Source organism: Herbaspirillum frisingense GSF30 (assembly GCF_000300975.2).
Taxonomy (GTDB): Bacteria; Pseudomonadota; Gammaproteobacteria; order Burkholderiales; family Burkholderiaceae_D; genus Herbaspirillum; species Herbaspirillum frisingense.
This window is the reverse complement of the sequence record NZ_AEEC02000007.1, coordinates 137,197-160,092: the sequence shown is the minus strand read 5'-3', so window position 1 is coordinate 160,092 and position 22,896 is coordinate 137,197. Positions and strand designations below refer to the sequence as shown.

At 60.0% G+C, this 22,896-nt stretch carries 22 protein-coding genes and 1 pseudogene; 8 read left to right on the top strand and 15 right to left on the bottom strand.

The genetic code is table 11. From position 1 onward, the window contains the following. Positions 1-18 precede the first annotated feature (18 nt). Both fliG and fliF read right to left on the bottom strand, forming a co-directional pair. On the bottom strand, positions 19-1,014 hold the full coding sequence (fliG, locus tag HFRIS_RS07365) for a flagellar motor switch protein FliG (protein WP_006462657.1): 996 nt from the start codon (positions 1,012-1,014) through the stop codon (positions 19-21). Next, the gene (fliF, locus tag HFRIS_RS07360; RefSeq protein ID WP_006462656.1) at positions 1,007-2,791 is read right to left on the bottom strand and encodes a flagellar basal-body MS-ring/collar protein FliF; all 1,785 of its coding nucleotides are present in this window, start codon (positions 2,789-2,791) and stop codon (positions 1,007-1,009) included. Before fliF ends, fliG begins: the two co-directional genes overlap by 8 nt. A gap of 249 nt (positions 2,792-3,040) precedes the next feature. Between fliF and fliE the strand changes: the two genes are divergently transcribed. Further along, the gene (fliE, locus tag HFRIS_RS07355; protein WP_006462655.1) at positions 3,041-3,397 is read left to right on the top strand and encodes a flagellar hook-basal body complex protein FliE; all 357 of its coding nucleotides are present in this window, start codon (positions 3,041-3,043) and stop codon (positions 3,395-3,397) included. Between the two features lie 161 nt (positions 3,398-3,558). Here the strand turns inward: fliE and HFRIS_RS07350 are convergent, their stop codons facing one another. From HFRIS_RS07350 to lexA, 10 genes and pseudogenes are all read right to left on the bottom strand, one after another. Further along, a complete protein-coding gene (locus HFRIS_RS07350; RefSeq protein ID WP_006462654.1) occupies positions 3,559-4,314 on the bottom strand; it encodes a flagellar brake protein in 756 nt (251 codons plus the stop codon). 36 nt (positions 4,315-4,350) lie between these two features. Beyond that, positions 4,351-4,695 carry an EscU/YscU/HrcU family type III secretion system export apparatus switch protein gene (locus HFRIS_RS07345; protein WP_006462653.1) on the bottom strand — a complete coding sequence of 115 codons (345 nt, stop codon included), beginning with the start codon at positions 4,693-4,695 and terminating at the stop codon, positions 4,351-4,353. Continuing rightward, positions 4,682-5,866, bottom strand: coding sequence for a flagellar hook-length control protein FliK (gene fliK / locus HFRIS_RS07340; protein WP_039874826.1), 1,185 nt, complete (start codon positions 5,864-5,866; stop codon positions 4,682-4,684). The genes HFRIS_RS07345 and fliK overlap by 14 nt, the downstream gene beginning before the upstream one ends. Positions 5,867-5,868: 2 nt before the next feature. Next, positions 5,869-6,198 carry a flagellar protein FliT gene (locus HFRIS_RS07335; RefSeq protein ID WP_006462651.1) on the bottom strand — a complete coding sequence of 110 codons (330 nt, stop codon included), beginning with the start codon at positions 6,196-6,198 and terminating at the stop codon, positions 5,869-5,871. 5 nt (positions 6,199-6,203) lie between these two features. Then, positions 6,204-6,662, bottom strand: coding sequence for a flagellar export chaperone FliS (fliS, locus tag HFRIS_RS07330; protein WP_006462650.1), 459 nt, complete (start codon positions 6,660-6,662; stop codon positions 6,204-6,206). Between the two features lie 29 nt (positions 6,663-6,691). Then, positions 6,692-8,762, bottom strand: a pseudogene (gene fliD / locus HFRIS_RS07325) (flagellar filament capping protein FliD). 229 nt (positions 8,763-8,991) lie between these two features. After that, positions 8,992-9,351: a flagellar protein FlaG gene (locus HFRIS_RS07320; RefSeq protein WP_039874823.1), complete on the bottom strand. Its 360-nt coding sequence runs from the start codon at positions 9,349-9,351 to the stop codon at positions 8,992-8,994. Positions 9,352-9,429: 78 nt separating this feature from the next. After that, on the bottom strand, positions 9,430-10,518 hold the full coding sequence (locus HFRIS_RS07315) for a flagellin N-terminal helical domain-containing protein (protein ID WP_006462648.1): 1,089 nt from the start codon (positions 10,516-10,518) through the stop codon (positions 9,430-9,432). Positions 10,519-10,843: 325 nt separating this feature from the next. Beyond that, the gene (locus HFRIS_RS07310; RefSeq protein ID WP_006462647.1) at positions 10,844-12,817 is read right to left on the bottom strand and encodes a tetratricopeptide repeat protein; all 1,974 of its coding nucleotides are present in this window, start codon (positions 12,815-12,817) and stop codon (positions 10,844-10,846) included. A 200-nt stretch (positions 12,818-13,017) separates the two neighbouring features. Then, positions 13,018-13,677 (bottom strand): transcriptional repressor LexA, encoded by a 660-nt coding sequence (gene lexA, locus HFRIS_RS07305; protein ID WP_006462646.1) that lies wholly within the window; start codon positions 13,675-13,677, stop codon positions 13,018-13,020. A gap of 317 nt (positions 13,678-13,994) precedes the next feature. Here lexA and rpsF point away from each other — a divergent pair, with 317 nt between their 5' ends. The 7 genes from rpsF to HFRIS_RS07270 all read left to right on the top strand — a co-directional run bounded on the left by rpsF (position 13,995) and on the right by HFRIS_RS07270 (position 19,056). Next, positions 13,995-14,360: a 30S ribosomal protein S6 gene (rpsF, locus tag HFRIS_RS07300; protein WP_006462645.1), complete on the top strand. Its 366-nt coding sequence runs from the start codon at positions 13,995-13,997 to the stop codon at positions 14,358-14,360. A gap of 24 nt (positions 14,361-14,384) precedes the next feature. Further along, the gene (gene priB / locus HFRIS_RS07295) at positions 14,385-14,687 is read left to right on the top strand and encodes a primosomal replication protein N (RefSeq protein ID WP_006462644.1); all 303 of its coding nucleotides are present in this window, start codon (positions 14,385-14,387) and stop codon (positions 14,685-14,687) included. 54 nt (positions 14,688-14,741) lie between these two features. Next, positions 14,742-15,026, top strand: coding sequence for a 30S ribosomal protein S18 (gene rpsR, locus HFRIS_RS07290; protein WP_006462643.1), 285 nt, complete (start codon positions 14,742-14,744; stop codon positions 15,024-15,026). A 26-nt stretch (positions 15,027-15,052) separates the two neighbouring features. Then, positions 15,053-15,505, top strand: coding sequence for a 50S ribosomal protein L9 (gene rplI / locus HFRIS_RS07285; RefSeq protein ID WP_006462642.1), 453 nt, complete (start codon positions 15,053-15,055; stop codon positions 15,503-15,505). 205 nt (positions 15,506-15,710) lie between these two features. After that, positions 15,711-17,156, top strand: coding sequence for a replicative DNA helicase (locus HFRIS_RS07280; protein WP_006462641.1), 1,446 nt, complete (start codon positions 15,711-15,713; stop codon positions 17,154-17,156). Positions 17,157-17,361: 205 nt separating this feature from the next. Beyond that, complete coding sequence (locus HFRIS_RS07275; protein ID WP_006462640.1) at positions 17,362-17,988, top strand: DUF47 domain-containing protein; 627 nt, start codon at positions 17,362-17,364, stop codon at positions 17,986-17,988. Between the two features lie 60 nt (positions 17,989-18,048). Next, positions 18,049-19,056 carry an inorganic phosphate transporter gene (locus HFRIS_RS07270; protein WP_006462639.1) on the top strand — a complete coding sequence of 336 codons (1,008 nt, stop codon included), beginning with the start codon at positions 18,049-18,051 and terminating at the stop codon, positions 19,054-19,056. Between the two features lie 99 nt (positions 19,057-19,155). Here HFRIS_RS07270 and HFRIS_RS07265 read toward each other — a convergent pair whose 3' ends face one another. The 3 genes from HFRIS_RS07265 to HFRIS_RS07255 all read right to left on the bottom strand — a co-directional run bounded on the left by HFRIS_RS07265 (position 19,156) and on the right by HFRIS_RS07255 (position 22,734). Next, a complete protein-coding gene (locus HFRIS_RS07265; RefSeq protein ID WP_006462638.1) occupies positions 19,156-20,823 on the bottom strand; it encodes a PhoH family protein in 1,668 nt (555 codons plus the stop codon). A gap of 422 nt (positions 20,824-21,245) precedes the next feature. Further along, a complete protein-coding gene (locus tag HFRIS_RS07260; protein WP_006462636.1) occupies positions 21,246-21,722 on the bottom strand; it encodes a peroxiredoxin in 477 nt (158 codons plus the stop codon). Positions 21,723-21,792: 70 nt separating this feature from the next. After that, positions 21,793-22,734 (bottom strand): polysaccharide deacetylase family protein, encoded by a 942-nt coding sequence (locus HFRIS_RS07255; RefSeq protein ID WP_006462635.1) that lies wholly within the window; start codon positions 22,732-22,734, stop codon positions 21,793-21,795. Between the last annotated feature and the right edge of the window lie 162 nt (positions 22,735-22,896).

Genomic DNA, 22,896 nt, shown 5'->3' with positions numbered 1-22,896 from the left:
TGATGGGCATCAAGCGCATCAGATGAACGCGTCCTCGCCCTTGGCGCCCAGGACGATCTGGCCTTCGTCGGCCAGGCGGCGCACGATCTGCAGGATGGCCTTCTGCTGGGCATCCACTTCGGACAGGCGTACCGGCCCCTTGGATTCCAGGTCTTCCTTCATCATCTCGGCCGCACGCTGCGACATGTTGGCGAAGATCTTGTCGCGCAGGCCTTGCGAGGCACCCTTCAGGGCCACGATCAGCGACTCGGACTGGACTTCGCGCAGCAGCAGCTGGATGCCGCGGCCGTCGATGTCGATGATGTTCTCGAAGACGAACATCTCGTCCATGATCTTCTGCGCCATGTCCTCGTCGTAGGAGCGCAGGTTGTTCATCACCGAGGTCTCGTTCTCGCCGGACATGAAGTTGAGGATCTCGGCCGCGGTACGGATACCGCCCATCTGTTGCTTCTTCAGGCTTTCGTTGCCGGTCAGCAGCTTGGTCAGCACATCATTGAGTTCGCGCAACGCAGCCGGCTGCACGCCGTCCAGAGTTGCAATACGAAGGATGACATCGTTGCGCAAACGTTCCGTGAAATTGTTGATGATGCCGCAGGCATGGTCGCGCTCCAGGTGAACCAGGATGGTGGCGATGATCTGCGGGTGCTCGTTGCGGATGAGTTCGGCGACCGACTGGGCGTCCATCCACTTGAGGCTTTCGATACCGGAAGCGTCGCGGCCACCCAGGATGCGGTTGAGCAGGGAGGTGGCCTTGTCATCGCCCAGGGCCTTGGTCAGGACGCTGCGGATGTACTCGTCCGAATCCAGGCCCAGCGAAGAGGCCTGGCCGGTCTCGGCCACGAAGGCTTCCAGCACCTCATTGATTTCCTCGAAGCTGACATTGCGCAGGGCCGACATGGCCGCGCCCAGCTTCTGGACCTCTTTCGGGCCCAGGTACTTCATGACTTCGGCGGCTTCATCCTCGCCCAGGGCGAGCATGAGGATGGCACCTTTCTGAACGCCGTCGTTACTCATTGTTCACCCATGACTTGATGATGCTTGCCACCAGCTTCGGATCGTTCTTGGCCCACTGCTTGGCGGTTTCGAGGTTGGCCTTGTAGGCGGCGCGTTCGTCGACTTCGGGTTCGCCCGAGAGGTTGACGATGGCATCCGGATCGTCCGGATCGAAGCCGGCGGCCACGGCGGCAGCGGCTGCGGCGGCTTCGGCCTCGGCCTTTTCCTTGGCCAGGCGTTCGCGCTCTTCCCGGCCGGAGAGCTTCCAGACGATGGGGCGCAGTACGCGGAAGTAGAGGAACAGCAGGACTGCGGCCACCAGCACGTACTTGCCGATTTCCTTGGCCAGCTCGATCATGCCCGGCTGCTTCCAGAGCGGCACTTCCGGTTCCATGTCGGTGCTGAACTGGGTGTTGACCACGTTGAGCGAGTCGCCCCGGTCCTTGTTGTAGCCCATGGCTTCACGGACCAGGTCGGTGATCTGGTTGCGTTCGGCTTCGGTCAGCGGACGCATCACGATCTTGCCGGTGTTGTCCATGGTGCGCTTGTAGTTCACCACCACGGCCACCGTCAGGCGACGCACGCCACCCATGGGTTGCTGGGTGTAGCGCACGGTCTTGTCGACCTCGTAGTTGATGGTCTCGTCCTTGCGCGAATTGCCGCTGGCCGTGGGGGTGGGCGCTGCGCCATTGGGTGTGGCGGCGGTACCGTTCTGGTTGGCAGCACCATTGGCAACCGCCGGATTGACGATAGGCGCGGTGGCCGGGGCCGGCGGCTGGTTGGTGAGTGCGCCGGGGACGCCGGAGGTGCCGGAGGTCGCGCTATTGGCTTCGCTGCTCTGTTTGCTGCGAACGGCGGCGGTATCCTTGGTCTGGTTGGGCTTGTAGGCTTCGGAAGCCTGTTCGGTGCGGGAGAAGTCGACATCGGCGGTCGCTTCGGCACGCACGTTGCCATTGCCGACGATGGGCGCGATGATCGACTCGACGCGCTTGACGATGTCCTGCTGCAGGTCCTGGACATACTTCAGCTGCGTCGGGTCCAGGGTATTGGTCTGCGTTTGCTTGGTGGTGTCGGAGAGCAGGTTGCCGTTCTGGTCGACGATGGTGACCGACTTGGGAGACAGTTCGGGGACGCTGCTGGCCACCAGGTGGACGATGGCGCTGACCTGTTGCTGGTCGAGGTAGCGGCCCGGATAGAGGCTCAGCACTACGGAGGCAGTGGGTTTCTGCTGGTCGCGCACGAAGACCGAGGCCTTGGGCAAGGCCAGGTGCACGCGGGCGGTCTGTACCGAAGAGAGGGATTGCACTGAGCGCGCCAGCTCACCTTCGAGGGCGCGCTGGAAGTTGACCTGTTCCAGGAACTGGGAGATGCCCAGCTTCTGGTTTTCCATCAGTTCGAAGCCGACATTGCCGCCCTTGGGCAGGCCTTGAGCGGCCAGCTTCAGGCGGGCGTCGTGGACCATGTTCTCGGGCACCAGAATGGCCGTGCCGCCCTCGGAGTACTTGTAGGGCACGTTCATCTGCTGCAGCGAGGCCACGATGGCACCGCCGTCGCGGTCATTGAAGTTGGAGAACAGGACGCGATACTCGACCTTCTGGCTCCACAGCCAGATACCGGCCATCAGTGCCAGGGTGGCAGCTGCGGCGATGATGAGCAGGATGCGTTTGCCTTGCGGCGAGCGGGCATAGCCAACCATGCCACCCTGGGCGGGTTGCCCCTGGGGCATGCCCTCAGCGTTGCTGATGTCGCCCGTGGTATTGGTTTCGCCGGTCATCGTGCCGTCGGCTGCTACCGCCATGATTTCCCCTCTGGCGTCCCCGCGATTGCCAGCTTGATAAAGACTTTATTCACTGCCTACCTTTGTGAGGTTTTTTGCTCAGTGTGGATTGTCCGTTGGAAGCGGGAATTTGATCGCCCGAACAGAATGGCAAATTCCCCGCTTATTGGTGCGATTTGTCAATGCGGCAGTGTTAAGGTGCTGCTGTAGATGGCAGGGGTGCGTGCTGCGCTCCCGTAAGGCCTGCAAGATGAACTCAAGGGGTGGGAAATGGCAATCGAAAGCGTGATTGATACCAGCAAGATCGAGGCGATGGTGGCCCAGCTGAAGGCGGCTGCAGCGCGGGCGCAGGGTGTGACCGACCCGGTCCAGAGCAGCCTGAAGGCGGAAAAGCCGGCGCAGCGCGTGGATTTTGCCGATGTGCTCAAGGGCGCGATCGATCAGGTCAACAGCTCCCAGCAGACGGCGGCCAAAATGTCGCAAGCCTTCGCAATGGGCGATGATAGTGTGAACCTTTCGGACGTGATGATTGCTTCACAGAAGGCAAGCATTTCTTTCCAGACAAGTATTCAGGTGCGCAACAAGCTGGTCTCGGCCTACCGCGACATCATGACCATGCAGCTGTGATCGATTTGCCCTGATGTTGCTTCGGCGCAGCGATTGCCGCGCCGTGGCGGTACGCTCTGCATGCAAAAACACCCCGAAACCGGTCGAACCGGTCTCGGGGTGTTTTGTTTTGTGCGGGGATGACTGTTGGGAGCGGGGTTGCAGGGCGGCCCCGTCCGGCCTTACATCATGCCGGAAGCCTTGGCGTTCTGTTCGCGTTCCAGCTTGGTGATGAAACGCTGGATCGCCGCCAGTACGGTGCGGGGAATGTCCACGAACTGGCAGCCGAAGCGGTTGACCACTTTGCCGTTGGTCATCTTGAATTCCTTGCAGTCGCGCACCTGCAGCTTTACCGAGACCAGGGTGTTGTCACCCAGTTCCAGTTGGCAATCTTCATAGATCACGCCTGGTGTGGCGGGGAGGATCTTCTTTTCGTCCGTGATACCCACACCACCTGCGCTGATGTTGTTGAGCAGGGTGATCACCGTGGCGAAGGAGCCATCGGCCTGGGTGATGCGGAAGGTGCAGCGCAGCGGCTTGGCGATCGGCGTCGGGATACGGAAATACTCGCGACGTTGCAGGCGAACCAGGCTTTCCGGGATGTCGACCTTGAGGGCAGGGCGATTCTGGTATTCGATCTGGGTGGCGCCGTCGACGGCGAAGGTGATGCGGATGCTGTTGTACAGGGCTTCGAAATTGATGCGCTTGCTGGAAACGATGCTCTCATTGAGCATGGCGCTGGGCGCGGCATCGATGATCAGAGAATCATCATCGGCATCGACTTCGAGGATGGAGGTGATCACGGACTCGGAGCCACCCTTGATCAGCAGGCTCAGGAGCTGGTTCTTTTCCATCATGCTGGTCAGCAGGGCGATGATTTCCCGCCGTGAATGAACCCGGTAGGGACTGTCGTCGTCGATCTCGTCGTGATTAGCCATCTATCTGTGCGTCTTTTGCGTCTTGTGCGTCTGAAATCAGCGAGTGGGCTCGCTTTCCCCGGGGAAATTATTGGAATAATTTAACCCAGTATCATACATCACAGACTCACTTAATTGCATATTTTCAATACGATATAGCCACGCAAGCAGTTCGGCCACGGTGCGGTAGAGAGCGGGGGGGATCTGCTGGTCCAGTTCGACCTGCATCAGCAGGGAAACCAGTTCCTTGGATTCGTGCACGTAGACGCCACTTTCCTTGGCCCGCGCGATGATGGCTTCGGCCACCAGGCCACGGCCCTTGGCCACGACCTGGGGCGCCCCCTGGCTGGCATTGTAGGCCAGCGCGACGGCGTTTTGCAGCGGGATATTAGGTTTCTCCATCGGCTTGCTTGACGGTGAGGGAGTCGAGGGAGGTGCCTGCGGCTGCCATGGCATTGGCAAACAGGCCGCTATGACCACGCAGGGCGGCCGCGGCAGCTTCGTTGTCGGCCTTGACCTGTACGTGGATCTGCTGTCCGATCAGGCGGATCGAGGCGGAAACGCTGCCCAGCTGGGCGAAGTTGAAGCGCACGACGCTGTGCCAGGTCGGGGGCGAGGCGTCGTCGTCGCGTCCGCCGGAGGCGGACTGGTCATGTTCCTGGGCGATTTCCCATTCCATCTGCTGCCCCGGCCAGACTTGCCCGTGCCAGACGACCCGTTGCTGTTCCAGGGCGTTTAGTTGTAGGTTGATCAACTGTCCGAGCTGGTTCTGTGCCGGATCACTCTGGCTCAGCAGGTTGATGTCGCCGCCTTTCTGGGCAGCCACCTGGGCTTGCGGTTCCTTCATCAGTTCTTCGGCGGGGCGCTGGCCGGCGGCCCACGCCGAGACGTGGGACTCGTAGAAAACGCCGCTGTAGGCGATGGCATCCTTGAGGGCGCCTGCCATCTGTTCGGTGGGAACATTGGGCTTGGCCAGCAGCGGGGCAGGCGCGCTGACGTGATCGGCCATGTCGCCTTGCTGTGAGGCCTGCAGCAGGCTGCCGATGAGGCGGCCGGCATTGCTGAGCGTGGTGGTGGTGCTGGAGGGGGCGCCCGAATCGCCCTGGCCTGGGCCCTTGGCGCGGGCATCTACGGGGACTTCCTCGTTCTGCCCGATCTGGCCGGCGCCACTCTCGTCACGGGTGACGAACTGCAAGGACTTCAGGTCCTTCTGCATGGCGCGGCCGGCATTGCTCAGCGCCACCGAGGCACTGTCTTCGTCGGTGCGGATGCTGCCTTCGTTGACCGAGAACGTGGGACGAGGGTCCTTCGAGACCAGGGTGAGGATCAGCGAGTCGCCGACCTTGGCGTTGTTGGGCAACACCATGCGCGCAGCCGTATTGGCAATGCGCACCAGGAAAGTGCCGTCGCTGAAGTTCGAGCGAATGCGGCCGGACATCTGCTGGCCGATGGCAATCTGCGCCAGGCGGCTGAAGGCCTCCTGGCGGGTATCGGCAACCGAGACGACGGCGGTGGCCGCGTCAACTGCATGGACAGGCTGGACGGCGCTGGCGATATCGGCCCGCGGCAGCATGTTCAACTACCCATGCCGTAGGTATTGAGCAGCTTCTGTTCGGTCTGGTTGCTTTGGATGAGCGCCGACAGTTTGCGCAATCCCGGTTCGGTCAGGTTGCGGATGTGGCGATCGTCTTCGAGGATCTTCTTGATGATATCGACCTTGCGGTTGCGCAAGGCCTCAGGCAGGGAAACATGGTCCTCGCAATTGCGCAGATTGGCGATGTGCTTGCCGCACTGCGCCTCAAGTCCGGCCAGCAGGTCCCAGTCTGCTGCCCGCGCGGCAGCCAGCATTTCGTCAGTCAATTGCGAAATCGACTCGTAAATGGCGATGACTTCGTCACCGTTCATATCAGTCAGGCCTTTGCGAAGCTGGGTTGGGAATGATCCTGGACAACTGCCATTTGCGGTGCGGACTGCACGGTGTTGGGGCCAATCTGTTCCCACGCCGAACGGATGTCATTGAGCAAACCGTGGATCTCATCGAGGATGGCAGGATTGTTGGTGGCATTGGCTTCGAACAGGCGTCGGCTCATGTACTCGTACAGCGAATCCAGGTTCAACGCCAGTTCGCCGCCGACTTCCTTGTTGAGGCTGGCGCGCAGACCGTTGTCGACGATCAGGATGGCCTTGGTGATGGATTCACCCTTGTCCTTGATATTGCCTTCGCCCATGTGCTTCTTGCCCAGTGCAATGGCAACCAGTGCGCCATCGAAGAGCATGGTGATGAGCTTGTGCGGGCTGGCGGCGACCACGCCGGTTTCCACCCCGATATTGGCGTAGGCGTTGGCCCCGCGTTTCATGCTTCCGAACATGACGTTCTCCTATGTTCGCGGATTCAGACTCAACTGCTCTTGGCCAGGCTGGCCAGTTGCTGGGTCAGGTAGCTTTGCGTGGATTGCATGCTGGCCAGCGTGATGTTGAGCTGGTTGAACTGGTTGGTGTAGGCATCTTTCATGTTGGACAAACGGGTCTGCACTGCGGTCTGGCGATCCTGATTGATCTTCAGGCTGGCCTGCAGGCCGTTGGTCTTGGTGGCGATGATGCCGGTGTCACTCAACAGGTTCGTCATCAGCGTCGTCAACTTGGTGACGATACCATTTTTGGAGGACGTGGTGTTGGTCGTATCCGGGTCGGTGCCGGCAAACAGGTTGGCGATGCCGGCAAAATTGTTGGTGGCCGCGGTCGACAATTTGGTTGCGTCCAGTGCCAGCGTGCCGTCCTTCTGGAACCCGATGCCGATGTCGGAAAGCGTGTTGATGCCATTGCCACCGTCCACCGAGGAGAACAGGGTGTTGCGCAACTGGGTCAAGATGGTCTGAACCGACGACTCGCTGGCCAGGGGGGGCCGAGGTATTGGCCTGGCCCAGTGTGGTCGAAGGCGTCTGCGCGGTCATGCTGGCGATCGCCTTGGCCAGGGTATTGTAGGCGGAGACGAACGTGTTGGCCGCACTGGTCAGGCCGGTGGTGTCGTTGCTGATGTTGAGCGTGAAATCGTCTGCCGAGGTGGTGACCTTGGAGAGATTCAGGGTCACACCCGAAATCACGTTTTCTACCTTGTTGCTGGGACTGGTGACCGTCACGCCGTCGATGGACAGCTTGGCGTCCTGCGCCTTGAGCAACTGTCCCATGCCGCTGGCGCTGAGACCCGAATAATCACCACTGCCCGCGAGGGAAATGGAAGCCGTGGCGTTCGCGGCGTTCGGCGTCAGTACCAGGCGGCTATTGGTGCCGTCGTTGGTGATAGAGGCGGTCACGCCGGCACCCGCACCATTGATGGCGGTCATGACCTGGGTCAGGTCGATGTCGCCACTGCCATTGGCCGTCGGGTTGATGGCGATGGTGCTGTCCCCCACTTTCAGGTTCAGCGTACCAGTGGTATAGAGCTGGCTATTGCTGACATTGGGGGTAGTGACCGTACCGCTCGGATCCGAATTGAATACGGCAAAGTCCGCTGTGCCGGTGACCTTGATGGTATTGGTGGCGCCGCTGTCCTTGGCGGTGAGCACCAGGTGGTCGTTAGTGCCGTCGCTGACGATGGTGGCGTTCACGCCGGCATCGCTGCTGTTGATGGCATCGCGAATGCCGGCCAGACTATTGGTGGACGGCTTGATGATGGTCGTCGAGCCGGTGCCGGTCTTGATGGCCAGCAGACCATTTTCAAACGTGCTGCCCGGGGTGATGCTGGCCGAGCTGAGCTTGGCGGTCTGCGCCAGTTGCGTCACGCCAACCGAATAGGTGCCCGAGGCAGCCTTGGTCGCATCGCGCGGCGCCTGGATCTGGGTGGTGGTGCTGGGCGTCGAGCTCGATGGATCGTAGGCGAAGCGGGACAGGCTATTGTTGGCAGTGACCTTGATGGTATTGGCAGTGCCGCCGGTATTCGATTCCAGCACCAGGTGATCGCCGCTGCCATCGGTGACGATGGAGGCAGTAACGCCAGCCTTGGAGGCATTGATGGCGTCGCGAACGCCTGCCAGGGTGGAGTTGGCCTTGAGCGTGATAAAGGTGGGCGAGTTGGTGCCGATCTTGATCGCCAGCGAGTCGCCAGCACTGAAGGTGGTGCCGCTGGTGACGCCCTCGGATTTGATCTTCTGCGCCAGGATCTTGGTCGAATCGTCGCTGTTGACGTCGGCGGTGAACGGATCGGTGGTCAGGTTGCTACCGGTGCCGGCATTGCTGACGCTGCTTTTCTGGGAGCTGAAGCTGGCTGCACTGAGCCCCTTGATGGCCGACTGATAGGTCGACAGCGCGCTCTTGAGGCTGCCGTACGCCGAGATCAGGGTGTTGTAGCTGCTGGCCTGGGTGGTCAGCGGAGTCAGTTGAGACTGGCTTTCCGCCGAGATCAGCTGGCTGACCAGGGTCGCAACGTCAAGCGGGCCTGCCGAGGTGGAGATAGTGCCGGTGGAAGTGGCCATGGTTCAACTCCTGAATCTTTGCGTAAGCACAGCGCTTTAAGGGGGAGCTGCGCGCGCGGTCAACAGGAGAGTGGCTCTCAAGTACGGCGTCGGTGCAGGAGGGACGCTGTGCGGGTGTTATGCGAATCCATTATGAACTGGGGTAGCCGAACCCGTCATGCGCCATGAATGATCATGGGCGCACGCGGTCTTTCGAGCCACTGCAGTTCGTACCAGACTCAACTTCAAATCAGACCTTGTGGTTGATCAACAGGCCTTGCATCTTGTCGATGGACTTGGCGATGGAGATCGCTTCTTCGCTGGGAATCTGGCGGATCACGGTGTCGGTCGCGGTATCCACGACTTTGACGATGGTGCGGCCAGTCTCTTCGTCCTTGGAGAAGTTCAGTGCCGAGGCGCTGGTCTTGGCGAAGTCGTTGAGTTTGCCGACGGCATCGTTGACATCGCTTTCCGTCGCGCGACGTGCTTCCGAAGTCGCTGCCGGGGCAACGGTCGATACCACGGGATCGGGCTTGACAGCGCTTTGCGGCAAGGCATACGCCGTACCGGAATCGCCAGCAGCTGTGATATTAAGTGGGGCAATCGACATGTTACTACTCCCTTCCTTAAAGGAACGTGCGGAGAATAAGGCCTATCCTCCGCACGTCATCCTACCTAGCTATCAGGCTTATTTCAACAGCGACAGGACTTGCTGCGGTGCCGAGTTGGCCTGCGACAGCATCGCGTTACCAGCCTGTTGCAGGATCTGCGCACGGGTCAGGTTGGCAGTTTCTGCAGCGTAGTCGGTATCCATGATACGGCTACGGGACGAGGTGATATTCTCGCTCGACACTTGCAGGTTGCTGATGACGGCGCTGAAGCGGTTCTGAACGGCACCGAATTCTGCACGCTTGGACGAGATCAGGCTGATGGCCTTGTCCAGGTTGGTGATTGCCTTCTGTGCATCGCTTTGTGCGGACGGAGCAGCAACAGCCTTGTCCAGGGCCAGCTTGGCGCTGTCCACGGCCTTCTGCAGGGTCACTGCCGAAGAAGCCAGGGCGCTGGCGGTCAGGGTCGAGCCGGTAGCGAACAGGTTGTCCAGCTTGGCCTTGGCCGAGGTGTAGGTGGTTTGGGCAGTGCTCACACCGGAGGTGTCGCCCAGACCGATCAGACCCTTGGCGCTGGTGCCGATGACGTCGGCCATGGTCTTGTTGTTCGACAGGTCATCCAGGGTGATGGTGATCTGGTCGTTCAGCTTGTTGTCCTGGACGTTGGCGCCGACCTGGAACGACAGGGTCAGGGAAGCCGAAACGTTGGCCGAGCTGGAGCCCACGCCAGCCGATGCACCTTGGCCGGAGCCGGTGAACAGGTTCTGGCCGTTGAAGCTGGTGCCGTTGAGCACGCGGAACACTTCTTCCGACAGCTGCTTGTATTCGTCGTTCAGGGTCTTGCGGTCTTGCGCGCTGTTGGTGCCGTTCGAAGCTTGAACAGCCAGTTCACGCATACGTTGCAGGTTGTCGGTCACGGTGGACAGAGCGCCTTCAGCGGTCTGGGCCATCGAGATGCCGTCGTTGGCGTTACGTTGCGCAACTGCCAGACCCTTGATCTGGGAGTTCATGCGGTCGGCGATGGCCAGGCCGGCGGCGTCGTCCTTTGCGCTGTTGACGCGCAGACCGGAGGACAGGCGTTGGATCGAGGTGTTGAGCGACGCCTGCGACGAATTCAGATTGCGTTGCGTGTTCAGCGACGCAATGTTGGTATTGATGACTGATGCCATGTTAATTCTCCTAAGATTTGAGACCGATGATCCGAGTTTCAGTGCTTAACTTTGGTCTTCTACCCATGAGCCCCAGGCGTTTCAACCTCTGTTGATTGCTTTATCGGGCAGTCTTGGAAAAAGTTTAGGGCTTTCGCGAAAAAAATCTCTTTCAAGGCTTTCCGAACTAAAACTGCGTGCTTTGAAACTGCAAGCAAATCCTTTTTCGACGCCGATCGAGAAAACTTTAGGGAAATCTTTGTTGAAACCAAGAAATTTTCGCTCCATTGAAAAAGCCGCTCGGTGCAAGCGGCTTTTTCGGAAGGAGTGAGTGAGGGCCAGAGTCCTATTGCTGCGCCTTTTCTTGTTGCAATCTGATTAATTCTTCGGCGATGCGCTTCATCACGGAGTCCCAGTCGCTGAAGGCTGGCTGGCGGAACAGACGCATGCTCGGATACCAGGGCGAATCGTCGCGGTTCTGCAGCCAGCGCCAGTCGGGGATGTGCGGGAGCAGTACCCAGGTGGGGTGGCCCATGGCGCCAGCCAGGTGCACCACCGAGGTATCCACGCTGATGACCAGGTCCAGGTTGTGGATCGCTGCGGCGGTATCGGCAAAGTCTGCGCATTGGTCACCCAGATTGTGGGCTGACCGGTCGGCAGGCAGATTCTTCAGGTCTTCCAGGGGCTTGCCCTTTTGCAGGGAGTAGAACTCGATCTTCGGGAGTCCGAACAATTGCTTGAAGGTGTCAAGGGGGATCGAGCGGTGCCGATCATTGCCGTGCTCCGGATTGCCGCCCCACACCACACCGACACGTAGATGCTGTTCCGATATTGTTATTGCGGCAATTTTCTGGCGCCATTCTTCTGCCAGCAAGGGATCGGCTGCCAAGTAGCTGGGGAAGGAGGGGATGTCGTCCACGGTATCGGTGCCCAGCGCATAGGGCAGGCTCATCATCACGTAGGCGCAGTCGCAGGGTGGCAGCGGGTCGCTTTCCCGGATCAGGGTGACTTCTGGTGTGAACGACTGGAACAGCCGATACAGCGGATTCTTCACGTGCACCGCCACCCGGGCGCCACGGTCCATGACCAGGCGTGCATAGCGCAGAAACTGGATGCTGTCGCCAAAGCCCTGTTCATGCATCAGGAGTATGAATTTGCCTTCCAGCGAACTCTTGCCATCCCATTTGGGAATGATCTCGAACAGTTTGTGGATGAGCTTGTAGACGTAGGCGCGCTCGCGGGTTTCCAGGCGACTTTCGTGACATTGCCAGCCTTCCTTGAGGTCGCCGTGCAACAGCAGGCTCAGGGCCAGGTTGTGTTTGGCGGTGGAATAGTTGGGGCGCAATTCGAGCGCCTTGCGGAAGATCTCCACCGCCTCATGGGTGTCGCCATGGTCGTGCTTGATGGCACCAATGTTGTTGTAGATGAGGGCTTGCTTGGGATTCAGTTCCAACGCCTTGTTGAACATGCGCATGGCATCGTCGAAGCGATCTTCGGCGGAAAAGTAGCTGGCACCCAGCTTGAGATAGCTGTTGGAGTCCTTGGGGGCGATGTCGATGACGCGCAGCAGGTGTTCGTGGGCTTCGGTGACCTTGTTCAGTTTCAGGTAGGTATCGGCAATCTTGTTGTGCGCGTAGGTATCTTCCGGGTCCAGAAGGATTGCTGTCTTATGGGACTCCAGGGCTTCCTTGTACATCTCCATGGCATGGAAGGCTTCGCCCAGGGCGGTGTGCGAAGGGGCGAAGTTGATCTGCAGTTCCAGTGACTTGAGGATGGTTGCGACCGCCTCGTCATAGCGCTTCGCTTCCACCAGCGCCCGCCCCAGATGGGAGAGCGGGCCAGGGGCCTCTGGCTCGCGCTTGACCGCATCCTCGAAGTAGGCGATCGAGGCGTCCGGGTCGTTCTTTTCATGCAGGGCATTGGCCAGGCCGACGCGGGCCGTCCGACTTTCCTTGTCGACTTCGATGGCGCGCTCATAGATCCTGATGGCTTCATCGATGCGATCCTGTGCCAGGAGTGCGGCTGCCAGGTTGCTCAGGTACTCGGCATTCTCCGGATCGGCCGCGATGGCCTTGCGAAGATAGTGTTCGGCATCGGCGTGCAGGCCCTCCTGCATGGCGATGAGTCCGCGTGCATGGTTGGCGAACACCAGGGTGGGAGCGCGCCCCAGCACGGCAGTACACAGGGTCTTTGCTTCATCAACCTTGCGATTATCCAGAAGATCCAGGCATTTGCGGACATCCAGCAGGTCTTGCAGATGGGACTGGGTGGCGGCCTGGGCCTGGTTACCGTGCTTGTTGCTGCTCTTGCGCATCGACATCGAAAGGGATCCTCTTGGTTGGGCGCATGCTTTGCGCCGGACATAGCTGTCCAGCAGAAATAATATGCGCAAGGACCGGATGCCGAAGAGGCGAATAGAAAGCAAAAAACCTTCGTTTTAGACGAAGGTTCCTTGGGAGCGGGATCGGCGCGGTGGTGGGCGCCGATGCATCGGGAGCGGCAGGCCTGCTCCCTGCTGGTTCAATGCCAGCTGCGCAACAACCCGACGGCAAGCCCTTCAAGAGCAAACTGGTCGGCGTCCGGCTTGACGATGATGGGTTCGAATTCCGGATTCTCCGGGAAGAGTGTGATGACCGAGCCGGTCTTCTGGTAGCGCTTGACGGTGACCTCGTCGGCCAGTCGCGCCACCACGATCTGCCCATTGCGCGCCTGGTCTGTCTTGCGGACCGCCAGCAGATCGCCATCGAGAATGCCAGCGTCACGCATGGACATGCCGCGCACCTTCAACAGGTAATCCGGTTTGCTGGGGAACATCGCCGGATCGACCTGATAGGTCTTCTCGACATGCTCCTGCGCCAGGATGGGCGAGCCGGCAGCCACGCGACCGATCAGGGGCAGACTCAACTGCATGAGGGCGGGGTGGGGCAGGGCCATCTGGCGGGCGATGCCGCTTGATGCGGGTACGCCGGATTCGCGCAGGCGGATACCGCGCGAGGTGCCAGGGGATATTTCGATGGCGCCCTTGCGGGCCAGTGCCTGCAGATGCTCTTCAGCGGCGTTGGCGGAGCGGAAGCCCAGCTCGGCAGCGATCTCGGCGCGCGTGGGAGGGAAGCCGGTGTTCTCGATGGCGTTCTTGATCAGGTTCAGGATCTGTTCCTGGCGCGCGGTCAGTTTGAGCATGGGGTAGGCCTTTCTCTGGGGGAAGGCTGTTTGGATGAACAGTCTGTATTTTTATACAGGTGCAATCCTTGTGTCAACGGCAACATGCACTTTCTGGTACTGCAAGAACAGTTTTTCCTGTCTATATATAAATAGATGAAAGATCTTGTGCCGCATATCTGCCCGGTGCGATGGCTCCGCCTGTATCCGCCTGACCTCGCCAGCAATAGTCGACATTGCTGTTATGCCAGAAACCTTGTATGATCTTGGGTTTTCCTCTTCCCACACCCGTCTTGACGCCGGGGTGGGCGTCTTCAATAAGTCCATAAGGAGTCTACATGCGTCATTATGAAATCGTATTTATCGTCCACCCGGACCAAAGCGAGCAAGTGCCGGCGATGATCGAGCGTTACAAGGGCATCGTCACCACCCGCGGCGGCAAGGTTCACCGTGTCGAAGATTGGGGCCGTCGTCAACTGGCCTACCAGATCCAGAAGCTGGCCAAGGCTCACTACGTCTGCCTGAACATCGAAGTCGACAGCGAAACGCTGGCCGAGATCGAAACCGGCTTCAAGTTCAACGACGCCGTCCTGCGCCACCTGACCGTCAAGATGAAGAAGGCCGAAACCGGTCCTTCCCCCATCCTGAAGGCAGTGCAGAAGGAAGACGCGGCCAAGAGCCGTACCGAAGCACCGGCAGCCTGATTGCGCTGCGATTCATAGCGGAGAGTGAACCAGCTTCAAGTCATCGCCAGTCTGGCCGAACGTGATGTATTGCGTTATACGCCGGCCGGTATTCCGATCGTGACTGCCAGGTTGCAGCATCAGTCGGAGCAGATGGAAGCTGGCATGCGTCGCCAGGTCGAATTCGAGATCGCGGCGATGGCAGCAGGAGAAATCTCCGGTGCGCTCAACAAGGCTGCGCTGGGAGAAGTCTTCCGCTTCACCGGCTTTCTGGCCCGCAGGAATCGCAACAGCAAGAGCGTCGTGTTTCATATCGTTGATTTTGGCGCTGTCCCGTCGGAAGACTGACGAGAGACTGCGCTAAAAAGACCTTACCCAATTTTTAGATACAGGAGCCAAATCATGGCATTCGGTAAAAAGTTCGATAAAAGCAAGCTGAAAAACAAGCGTCAACAGCAAAACCCGCTGTTCAAGCGCAAGAAATTCTGCCGTTTCACCGCCGCTGGCGTTGAACAGGTCGATTACAAGGACGTGGACACCCTGAAGGACTTCGTCCAGGAAAACGGCAAGATCATGCCGGCACGCCTGACCGGTACCAAGGCCCACTACCAGCGTCAAGTTGACACCGCCATCAAGCGCGCGCGTTATCTGGCCCTGCTGCCGTACACCGATCTGCACAACGCGTAATCTGCGCCGAGAAATAGGAGAAAAACATGCAAGTCATTCTGTTGGAAAAAATCGTTAATCTCGGCGGTCTGGGTGATGTCGTGCGCGTCAAGGACGGTTTCGCACGTAACTTCCTGATCCCGCAACGCAAGGCCCGTCGTGCTACCGACGCTGCCATCGCCGAATTCGAAGCCAAGCGTGCCGATCTGGAAAAGGCCGCTGCCGAGAAGCTGGCTGCTGCTCAAGCCCAAGGTGAAAAGCTGACTGGTGCCACCGTGGAAGTGTCGCAGAAGGCCGGCGTTGACGGTCGTCTGTTCGGTTCCGTGACCAACTTCGACATCGCTGAAGCCCTGGGCAAGAAGGGTTTCGCCGTGGAAAAGTCGCAAGTGCGTATGCCTAACGGCCCGCTGAAGATTGTCGGCGAACACCCTGTGTCGGTTGCTCTGCACACCGACGTGGTGGTCGACGTCACCATCGCAGTGAAGGGCGAGCAAGCGTAATTCGCCTGTTTGCTGCAATTCGTTTTGCAATAGAAAAGCCGGGTTCGCCTGGCTTTTTTATTGTCATTTTGCTTCGATTCTTCCTGCCGGGAAAGCATGTTGGCCTACCATCCGCCGGGGATTGAACTTCGCATCCGTTCCTTGATGGGGCTATGCGCTGCAAAAACGTCCACCTGAACCAACGGCTTCACATCAGCAGGTTATAATGCGCGCCATGAAAGAATCGTCCCGCGGCAATCCTGAATTTTTCCGCGGCCAGAAGGAGTCTTCCGATCCTCAGATCGATGCGCTCCGCGTGCCGCCACACTCCATCGAGGCCGAGCAATCGGTGCTGGGCGGCCTGCTGCTGGATAACGCAGCCTGGGACCGCATCGCAGATTTCGTCAGCGCGGAAGACTTCTACCGCTACGACCACCGCATCATCTTCGAGCACATCGTCAAGCTCATCAACAGCACCAAGCCGGCGGACGTGATCACGGTCTATGAGGCCATGTCCACCAGTGGCAAGGCCGAGGAAGTCGGTGGCCTGGTCTATCTGAACGCGCTGGCGCAGAACACCCCCTCGGCGGCCAATATCCGCCGCTACGCCGAAATCGTGCGTGACCGCGGCATCCTGCGCAAGCTGATCACGGTGGCCGACGAAATCTCCGGCAATGCCTTCAACCCGCAGGGCAAGGACGTCAAGTCCATGCTCGACGAAGCCGAATCCAAGATCTTCGCCATCGCCGAAGAGGGCTCGCGCGGCTCGCAGGGCTTCATGGAAATCCAGCCGCTGCTGACCCAGGTGGTGGAGCGTATCGACGAACTCTACAACCGCGACAACACCAGCGACATCACCGGTGTGCCCACCGGCTTCATGGACCTGGACAAGATGACCTCCGGCCTGCAGCCGGGCGACCTGATCATCGTCGCCGGTCGTCCTTCCATGGGTAAGACGGCGTTCTCGATCAACATCGGCGAACACGTGGCGATCGAATCCGGCCTGCCGGTGGCGGTGTTTTCCATGGAAATGGGCGGCGCCCAGCTGGCTATGCGTATGCTGGGCTCGGTCGGTCGTCTGGACCAGCACCGCCTGCGTACCGGTCGCCTGCTGGACGAGGACTGGCCGCGCCTGACGCACGCCATCCAGAAGATGAACGATGCCCAGTTCTACATCGATGAAACGCCGGCGCTGTCGCCCATCGAATTGCGCGCACGCTCGCGTCGCCTGGCGCGCCAGTGCGGCAAGCTGGGCCTGATCATCATCGACTACCTGCAGCTGATGTCGGGTAACGGTGGCAGTTCCTCGGAAAACCGCGCCTCCGAAATCTCGGAAATCTCGCGTAGTCTGAAGGGCCTGGCCAAGGAACTCAACTGCCCGGTGATTGCGCTGTCGCAGCTGAACCGCTCGCTGGAACAGCGTCCCAACAAGCGCCCGGTGATGTCTGACTTGCGCGAATCCGGTGCTATTGAGCAGGATGCCGACGTCATTTTGTTCATTTACCGGGATGAAGTTTACAATCCGGACTCGCCCGACAAGGGCACTGCGGAAATCATTATCGGCAAGCAGCGTAATGGCCCCATTGGCAGCATTCGCCTGTCTTTCCTGGGGATGTATACCAAGTACGACAACTATATCGGGAATCTGGCGCAGCCCTACGGCGGCGACTGAACGGTTGGGGTGGCGGGCAGTGATGGCCGTCACCGCACGAGGATCACGGGCGGCGCATGGCCGCTCGTGTCATGTAAGGCGGATGGCTCCCGAGGCCGTCCGTGCAGGACCGGCAGGGCGGGATTCCGGCTTCCAAGGGGGGCAAGCCGCAGGCCGGTTCGAAACGGCGCCCGGTTCGGGCGCTAACCATTGATGAGAGAGAAAAATGTTTGGACGATTGATGCCGACGGAAGGCAAATTCTTTGACCTTTTCAATCAGCATGCAGAGCTGGCGGTCAAGTGTGCGAAGGAAATGGTGGCGCTGATGACCAATTTCGACGACCTCGAAATCCGTGTGCACGCCATTGAAGCCGTCGAGAAGGAGGCCGACAAGGTCACGCACAATGCCATCGAGTTGCTGCACAAGACCTTCATCACCCCGCTGGACCGCGATGACATCCACCAGCTGATCACCCGCATGGATGACATCCTGGACCTGCTGGAAGATGCCGCCCAGACCATCTCCCTGTACGACATCAAGGCTATCACGCCGGAAGCCAAGCGCCTGGCCGAGCTGTGCCTGTCCTGTGCGGAGAAGGTGCAATCGGCTGTGGGCCTGCTGTCGAACATGGACAATTCGCGCCAGATCCTGGCCATCTGCCAGGAAATCGACCGCCTGGAATCCGATGCCGACCACGTCATGCGCGCGGCCATGTCCAAGCTGTTCCGCGACGAGCCGGATGTGCGCACGCTCATCAAGCTCAAGGCCATCTACGAAATCCTGGAAACCGTCACCGATCGCTGCGAAGACGTGGCCAACATCATCGAAGGCATCATCGTCGAAAACGCCTGATCCCCGGCGTAGCGGCGATTCCTCCGGGGAACGCCGCTGGCTTCACACAACGGTTTCCCCATGCAAACAATCCAAATCAGCTTACATATCCTCGCGCTGTTGATCGTCCTGGCGCTGCTGTTCGACTTCATGAACGGCTTCCACGACGCCGCCAACGCGATTGCCACCGTGGTCTCCACCGGTGTGCTGCGCCCGCAGACGGCCGTGGCCATGGCGGCCTTCTTCAACCTGGCCGCGGTGTTCGTGTTCCACCAGCTGCACGTGGCGGCTTCGGTCGGCAAGGGCACCATCGAGCCGGCCATCGTCGACCAGTACGTCATCTTCGGTGCCCTGATCGGCGCCATCTTCTGGAACCTGGTGACCTGGTACTACGGCATTCCGTCCTCCTCCTCGCATGCCCTGATCGGTGGCCTGGTCGGCGCGGCTGTGGCCAAGGCCGGCACCGGGGCCCTGATCTCGGCGGGCTTGCTCAAGACGATCCTCTTCATCGTCTTGTCACCCTTGCTGGGCCTGGTATTCGGCTCGTTGATGATGCTCATGGTGTCGTGGATATTCTTCCGCTCTACGCCGCGCAAGATCGATGGCTGGTTCCGGCGGCTGCAGTTGCTGTCGGCCTCCATGTATAGCCTGGGCCATGGCGGCAACGATGCGCAGAAGACCATCGGCATCATCTGGATGCTGTTGATCGCCTCGGGCTATTCCTCGCCGGAAGCGCCGCCGATGTGGGTCATCATTTCCTGCTACTGCGCCATCAGCCTGGGTACCTTGTTCGGTGGCTGGCGCATCGTCAAGACCATGGGCCAGAAGATCACCAAGTTGAAGCCGGTCGGTGGCTTCTGTGCCGAAACCGGCGGCGCCATCACACTGTTCATCGCAACCGCCTTGGGTATCCCGGTCTCCACCACCCACACCATCACCGGCGCCATCGTCGGCGTGGGCGCGGCACAGAAGATGTCGGCCGTGCGTTGGGGCGTGGCCAGCAACATCGTCTGGGCCTGGATCTTCACCATCCCGGCTTCGGCCTTCGTGGCCGCGATCGCCTGGTGGATCGGGGTGCACGTGCTGTAAGCCATCCTGGTTTGCGCCCGCGGCGGTTGTTGACGCGGGCGTCCAAAAGCAAAAAGCCACGTTACCGTGGCTTTTTGCTTTTCTGCGGAAGAAAACTGCTTACAGCACGTCGCTGGCGTGATCGGCCAGGCGGGAACGTTCGCCCCGCGCCAGAGTGACGTGGCCGCTGTGCGCCCAGCCCTTGAAGCGGTCGACCACATAGGTCAGGCCGCTGGAGCCTTCGGTCAGGTAGGGTGTGTCGATCTGGGCGATGTTACCCAGGCAGACGATCTTGGTGCCCGGACCCGCACGCGTGACCAGCGTCTTCATCTGTTTGGGCGTGAGGTTCTGCGCTTCATCGATGATCAAGAACTTGTTCACGAACGTACGGCCGCGCATGAAGTTCAGCGACTTGATCTTGATACGCGAGCGGATCAGGTCCTGGGTCGCTGCCCGGCCCCATTCGCCGGCGTCGCCGTCGGACTTGTTGAGCACTTCGAGGTTGTCGTCGAAGGCGCCCATCCAGGGGCCCATCTTTTCTTCCTCGGTCCCTGGCAGGAAACCGATGTCTTCGCCGACCGGCACCGTCACACGGGTGACGATGATTTCGTTGTAGAGCTTGGTTTCAAGCACCTGCGCCAGGCCAGAGGCGAGTGCCAGCAAGGTCTTGCCGGTACCGGCCTGGCCCAGCAGGGTGACGAAGTCGCACTCCGGGTTCATCAGCAGGTTCAGCGCGAAGTTCTGCTCGCGGTTGCGGGCGGTGATGCCCCAGACGCTGTTCTTGGCGTGGCCGAAGTCGCGCAGGGTCTGCAGTACCGCCGTCTTGCCGTTGATCTGGGACACCTGGCCATAGAAGGCCGGTTCGCCGTTCTTGGGCTCGATGAAGACGAACTGGTTGACCAGCAGCGACGGCACGTAGGGACCGGTGACGCGGTAGTAGGTATAGCTGCTGCCGTGGCGGCTCTCCTGCCACGACTCCATGCCCTTGCCGTGCTTGTTCCAGAAGTCGTCCGGCAGTTGCTGGATGCCCGAGTACAGCAGGTCGGTATCTTCCAGCACGTGGTCGTTGAAGTAGTCTTCGGCGGGCAGGCCAATGGCACGCGCCTTCAGGCGCATGTTGATGTCCTTGGACACCAGCACCACCGGACGCTCCGGATACTGCTGGTCCAGCGCCCGGACCACGCCCAGGATCTGGTTGTCGGCCTTGCCCTCGGGCAGACCTTCCGGCAGGGCGGCATTCTGCAGCTTGGTCTGGAAGTACAGGCGGCCCTTGGCATCCTTGTTGCCCAGCTTGGAGAGCGGAATGCCCAGGTCGATGGCATCCTCGGCGATGTCGGACACCAGCGCATCCAGCGAACGCGAGATCTGGCGCGCATTGCGGGCGACTTCGGACATGCCCTTCTTGTGGTTGTCCAGCTCCTCCAGCGTCACCATGGGCAGGTAGATGTCGTGTTCCTCGAAGCGGAACAGCGAGGTCGGATCGTGCATCAGCACGTTGGTATCCAGCACGAACAGCTTGGACTTGCCCAGCTTGTCAGCCACGCGGCTGGTGGGCGACTTGGGACGGACTTCGGCGCTCTTGGGCGCGGCTTTCGGTTTTTCGGCGACAGCAGCGGTCTTGCCGGTGATGCGCGCACGGGGTGCTGCGACCTTGGCATCGGCGACAGGAGGAGCGGCTACGGCGACTTCTTGCGGTGCGACAGCGGGAGCGGACGTTTCAACGAGAGTGATGTTCGGTTTGACAGGCTTGTTGCGATCGGCCTTGGGATAGTCCTCGGGAGACAGCATCGAAGCTGGTTTGCTCGGCATTTTGGGCAGGGGCATCAGGACCTCGGAAGTGGATGAAGAAAACTCCGCTTTGTCAGAGCGAACAGGTGAAGCAGAACAGCGAACAGCAAAGGGAAGCAGGGTGAAGCTGCGGGGCCGAGAAGTCTAATGAAACCCTTGCCGGGCAAGCTGGCAAACGGGTGGGCAAGGGCTTGATTAGAGGTGGCGGCAAATCGAAAAGTAAAAAAGCCGTTTCGGCAGGCCTGAGGCCTAAACCTGAAACGGCTTCCAGCAAACGTTTTTCTGTTTGAATTCAATGGCTTGTATCGTTTGACCGCATTTTTGTCGAACGCGTCGGAAACGCTTGCCAGACGGATCCTTCGCTGCCGGAACCAGCTGCCTTTTGGGCAACACGACAGTCGCGGCAGCGAATATCGTTCAGTTCAGGCAAGGGTGTTGATGAAGGCCAGTACCTCATCCACGTGGGCAGGAACCTTCACTCCACGCCATTCTTTCACCACTTTACCTGCGCCGTCAATCACAAACGTGCTGCGCTCCACGCCGCGAACCTGCTTGCCATACATGTTTTTCATCTTCATGACATCGAACATGGTGCACAGGGTTTCATCGGGATCGGAGATCAGCTCGAAAGGCATGCCCAGCTTGCCTTTGAAGTTTTCATGCGACTTCAGGCTGTCGCGACTGATACCGAAGATTTCGGTGTTGGCGGCTAGGAATTGCGGGTGCAGGTCACGGAACTGCATGCCTTCGGTGGTACAGCCCGGGGTATTGTCCTTGGGATAGAAATACAGCACCAGGTTCTTGCCCCGGTAATCGGCCAGGTTGAAGGTCTTGCCACTGGTCATGGCGGCCGAGAACTCCGGCACGGTCTTGTTCAGGATGGATGGTCGGTCTGTCAAAATGGCGCCCCGTAGGTGAAGTCTTGTTGGTGGAAGTGATGCCGGCCAGAAGCTCGATCTGTTGTCCGGATTACATGGCCTGAACGATCATCTCGCCCGAGCGGCCGGGCAATTCGCCCCAGCTGATCGGCAGGATGGGCAGGACGTCGTTGCGGATACTGTCGTAGTAGTCACCCATGGAGACCAGTTCGTATCCCTGGGCGCGCCAGCCTGCCAGCAATCGTTCGAAAATGGGGGCGAGTTTCTGCCCTTCAAGTTCGGCGTGCAAGGTGAAGACATGGTCGCGTGGCTCCCTGGTCAACTGCAGCAGGAAATCGGCGGCGTTGCCCGCATCGATCATCTTGCCGCCGATATCACGGCCCAGGATTTCGTCCAGCGTCGGCAGGGTGGTCGGCAATTGCACGCAGGACAGCGGCTTGCCGAATGCCGAGAGCCGATGCGGGCCAGCGTCCTGGTCGGCCAGACGGCCATCCTCGCGCAGTTGCGAGCGACCGTCGGAGGAGTAGGCCATGCCGAACTGGTCCAGTTGCACGAAGGCATGGTCATTCATCTGCCAGCCGGCGGCGCCGTGGGTACGCGGAGCCTCGCCGAAAATCTCGCGGTAACGGGCATGGGACTGGTGCATGGTCTCGACCGTCCACTGGGCATCGGCGGTACGCACATCGTCCTGCCAGACGCGGTGGTCCCAGGTGTGGATGCCGCATTCGAAGCCGGCATCACGCGCCTGGCGCATGAAGCCGGCGCAGGTCTTGCCGATGTCCGGTGCCGGCAGCAGGGTGCCGTACATCAGGGTCTTGATGCCATAGTGCTCTACCACCGAGGTGCGCGACACCTTGCTGAAGAAGCCCGGACGGAAAATCTGCTTGAGCGCCCAGCCGGTGTGGTCGGGGCCGAGGGAGAACAGGAAGGTGGCGCCGGCGCCATGGCGGCGCAATTGCGCGATCAGGTTGGGGACGCCGACGCGGGTGCCGCGATAGGTGTCGGCGTCGATCTTGAGTGTGAGTTTGGGCAATTCGCTGAACCGGGAATGGGTGATGGCCGTGTCGCGCCATGGTGTGGGGCGGGCTCTGGAAGAAGACGCCAACGCCCGCCGACAAGTTGCGAGACTAGCATTGTGCGGCCGATAGAACAATATGCAGCGATGCAGCAAAATGGGGCAAACAGGCTGCAGATC

Excerpts from the sequence above, each read along its gene's own strand:
- fliF (WP_006462656.1), bottom strand. The coding sequence starts at position 2,791 with ATGGCGGTAGCAGCCGACGGCACGATGACCGGCGAAACCAATACCACG.
- HFRIS_RS07280 (WP_006462641.1), top strand. The coding sequence starts at position 15,711 with ATGCGCGCCATGAAAGAATCGTCCCGCGGCAATCCTGAATTTTTCCGC.
- HFRIS_RS07270 (WP_006462639.1), top strand. The coding sequence starts at position 18,049 with ATGCAAACAATCCAAATCAGCTTACATATCCTCGCGCTGTTGATCGTC.
- fliG (WP_006462657.1), bottom strand. The coding sequence starts at position 1,014 with ATGAGTAACGACGGCGTTCAGAAAGGTGCCATCCTCATGCTCGCCCTG.
- HFRIS_RS07315 (WP_006462648.1), bottom strand. The coding sequence starts at position 10,518 with ATGGCATCAGTCATCAATACCAACATTGCGTCGCTGAACACGCAACGC.
- HFRIS_RS07310 (WP_006462647.1), bottom strand. The coding sequence starts at position 12,817 with ATGTCGATGCGCAAGAGCAGCAACAAGCACGGTAACCAGGCCCAGGCC.
- fliE (WP_006462655.1), top strand. The coding sequence starts at position 3,041 with ATGGCAATCGAAAGCGTGATTGATACCAGCAAGATCGAGGCGATGGTG.
- HFRIS_RS07275 (WP_006462640.1), top strand. The coding sequence starts at position 17,362 with ATGTTTGGACGATTGATGCCGACGGAAGGCAAATTCTTTGACCTTTTC.
- HFRIS_RS07335 (WP_006462651.1), bottom strand. The coding sequence starts at position 6,198 with ATGAACGGTGACGAAGTCATCGCCATTTACGAGTCGATTTCGCAATTG.
- fliS (WP_006462650.1), bottom strand. The coding sequence starts at position 6,662 with ATGTTCGGAAGCATGAAACGCGGGGCCAACGCCTACGCCAATATCGGG.
- rpsF (WP_006462645.1), top strand. The coding sequence starts at position 13,995 with ATGCGTCATTATGAAATCGTATTTATCGTCCACCCGGACCAAAGCGAG.
- rpsR (WP_006462643.1), top strand. The coding sequence starts at position 14,742 with ATGGCATTCGGTAAAAAGTTCGATAAAAGCAAGCTGAAAAACAAGCGT.
- HFRIS_RS07345 (WP_006462653.1), bottom strand. The coding sequence starts at position 4,695 with ATGGAGAAACCTAATATCCCGCTGCAAAACGCCGTCGCGCTGGCCTAC.
- HFRIS_RS07265 (WP_006462638.1), bottom strand. The coding sequence starts at position 20,823 with ATGCTGTCTCCCGAGGACTATCCCAAGGCCGATCGCAACAAGCCTGTC.
- HFRIS_RS07350 (WP_006462654.1), bottom strand. The coding sequence starts at position 4,314 with ATGGCTAATCACGACGAGATCGACGACGACAGTCCCTACCGGGTTCAT.
- rplI (WP_006462642.1), top strand. The coding sequence starts at position 15,053 with ATGCAAGTCATTCTGTTGGAAAAAATCGTTAATCTCGGCGGTCTGGGT.
- fliK (WP_039874826.1), bottom strand. The coding sequence starts at position 5,866 with ATGCTGCCGCGGGCCGATATCGCCAGCGCCGTCCAGCCTGTCCATGCA.
- HFRIS_RS07320 (WP_039874823.1), bottom strand. The coding sequence starts at position 9,351 with ATGTCGATTGCCCCACTTAATATCACAGCTGCTGGCGATTCCGGTACG.
- lexA (WP_006462646.1), bottom strand. The coding sequence starts at position 13,677 with ATGCTCAAACTGACCGCGCGCCAGGAACAGATCCTGAACCTGATCAAG.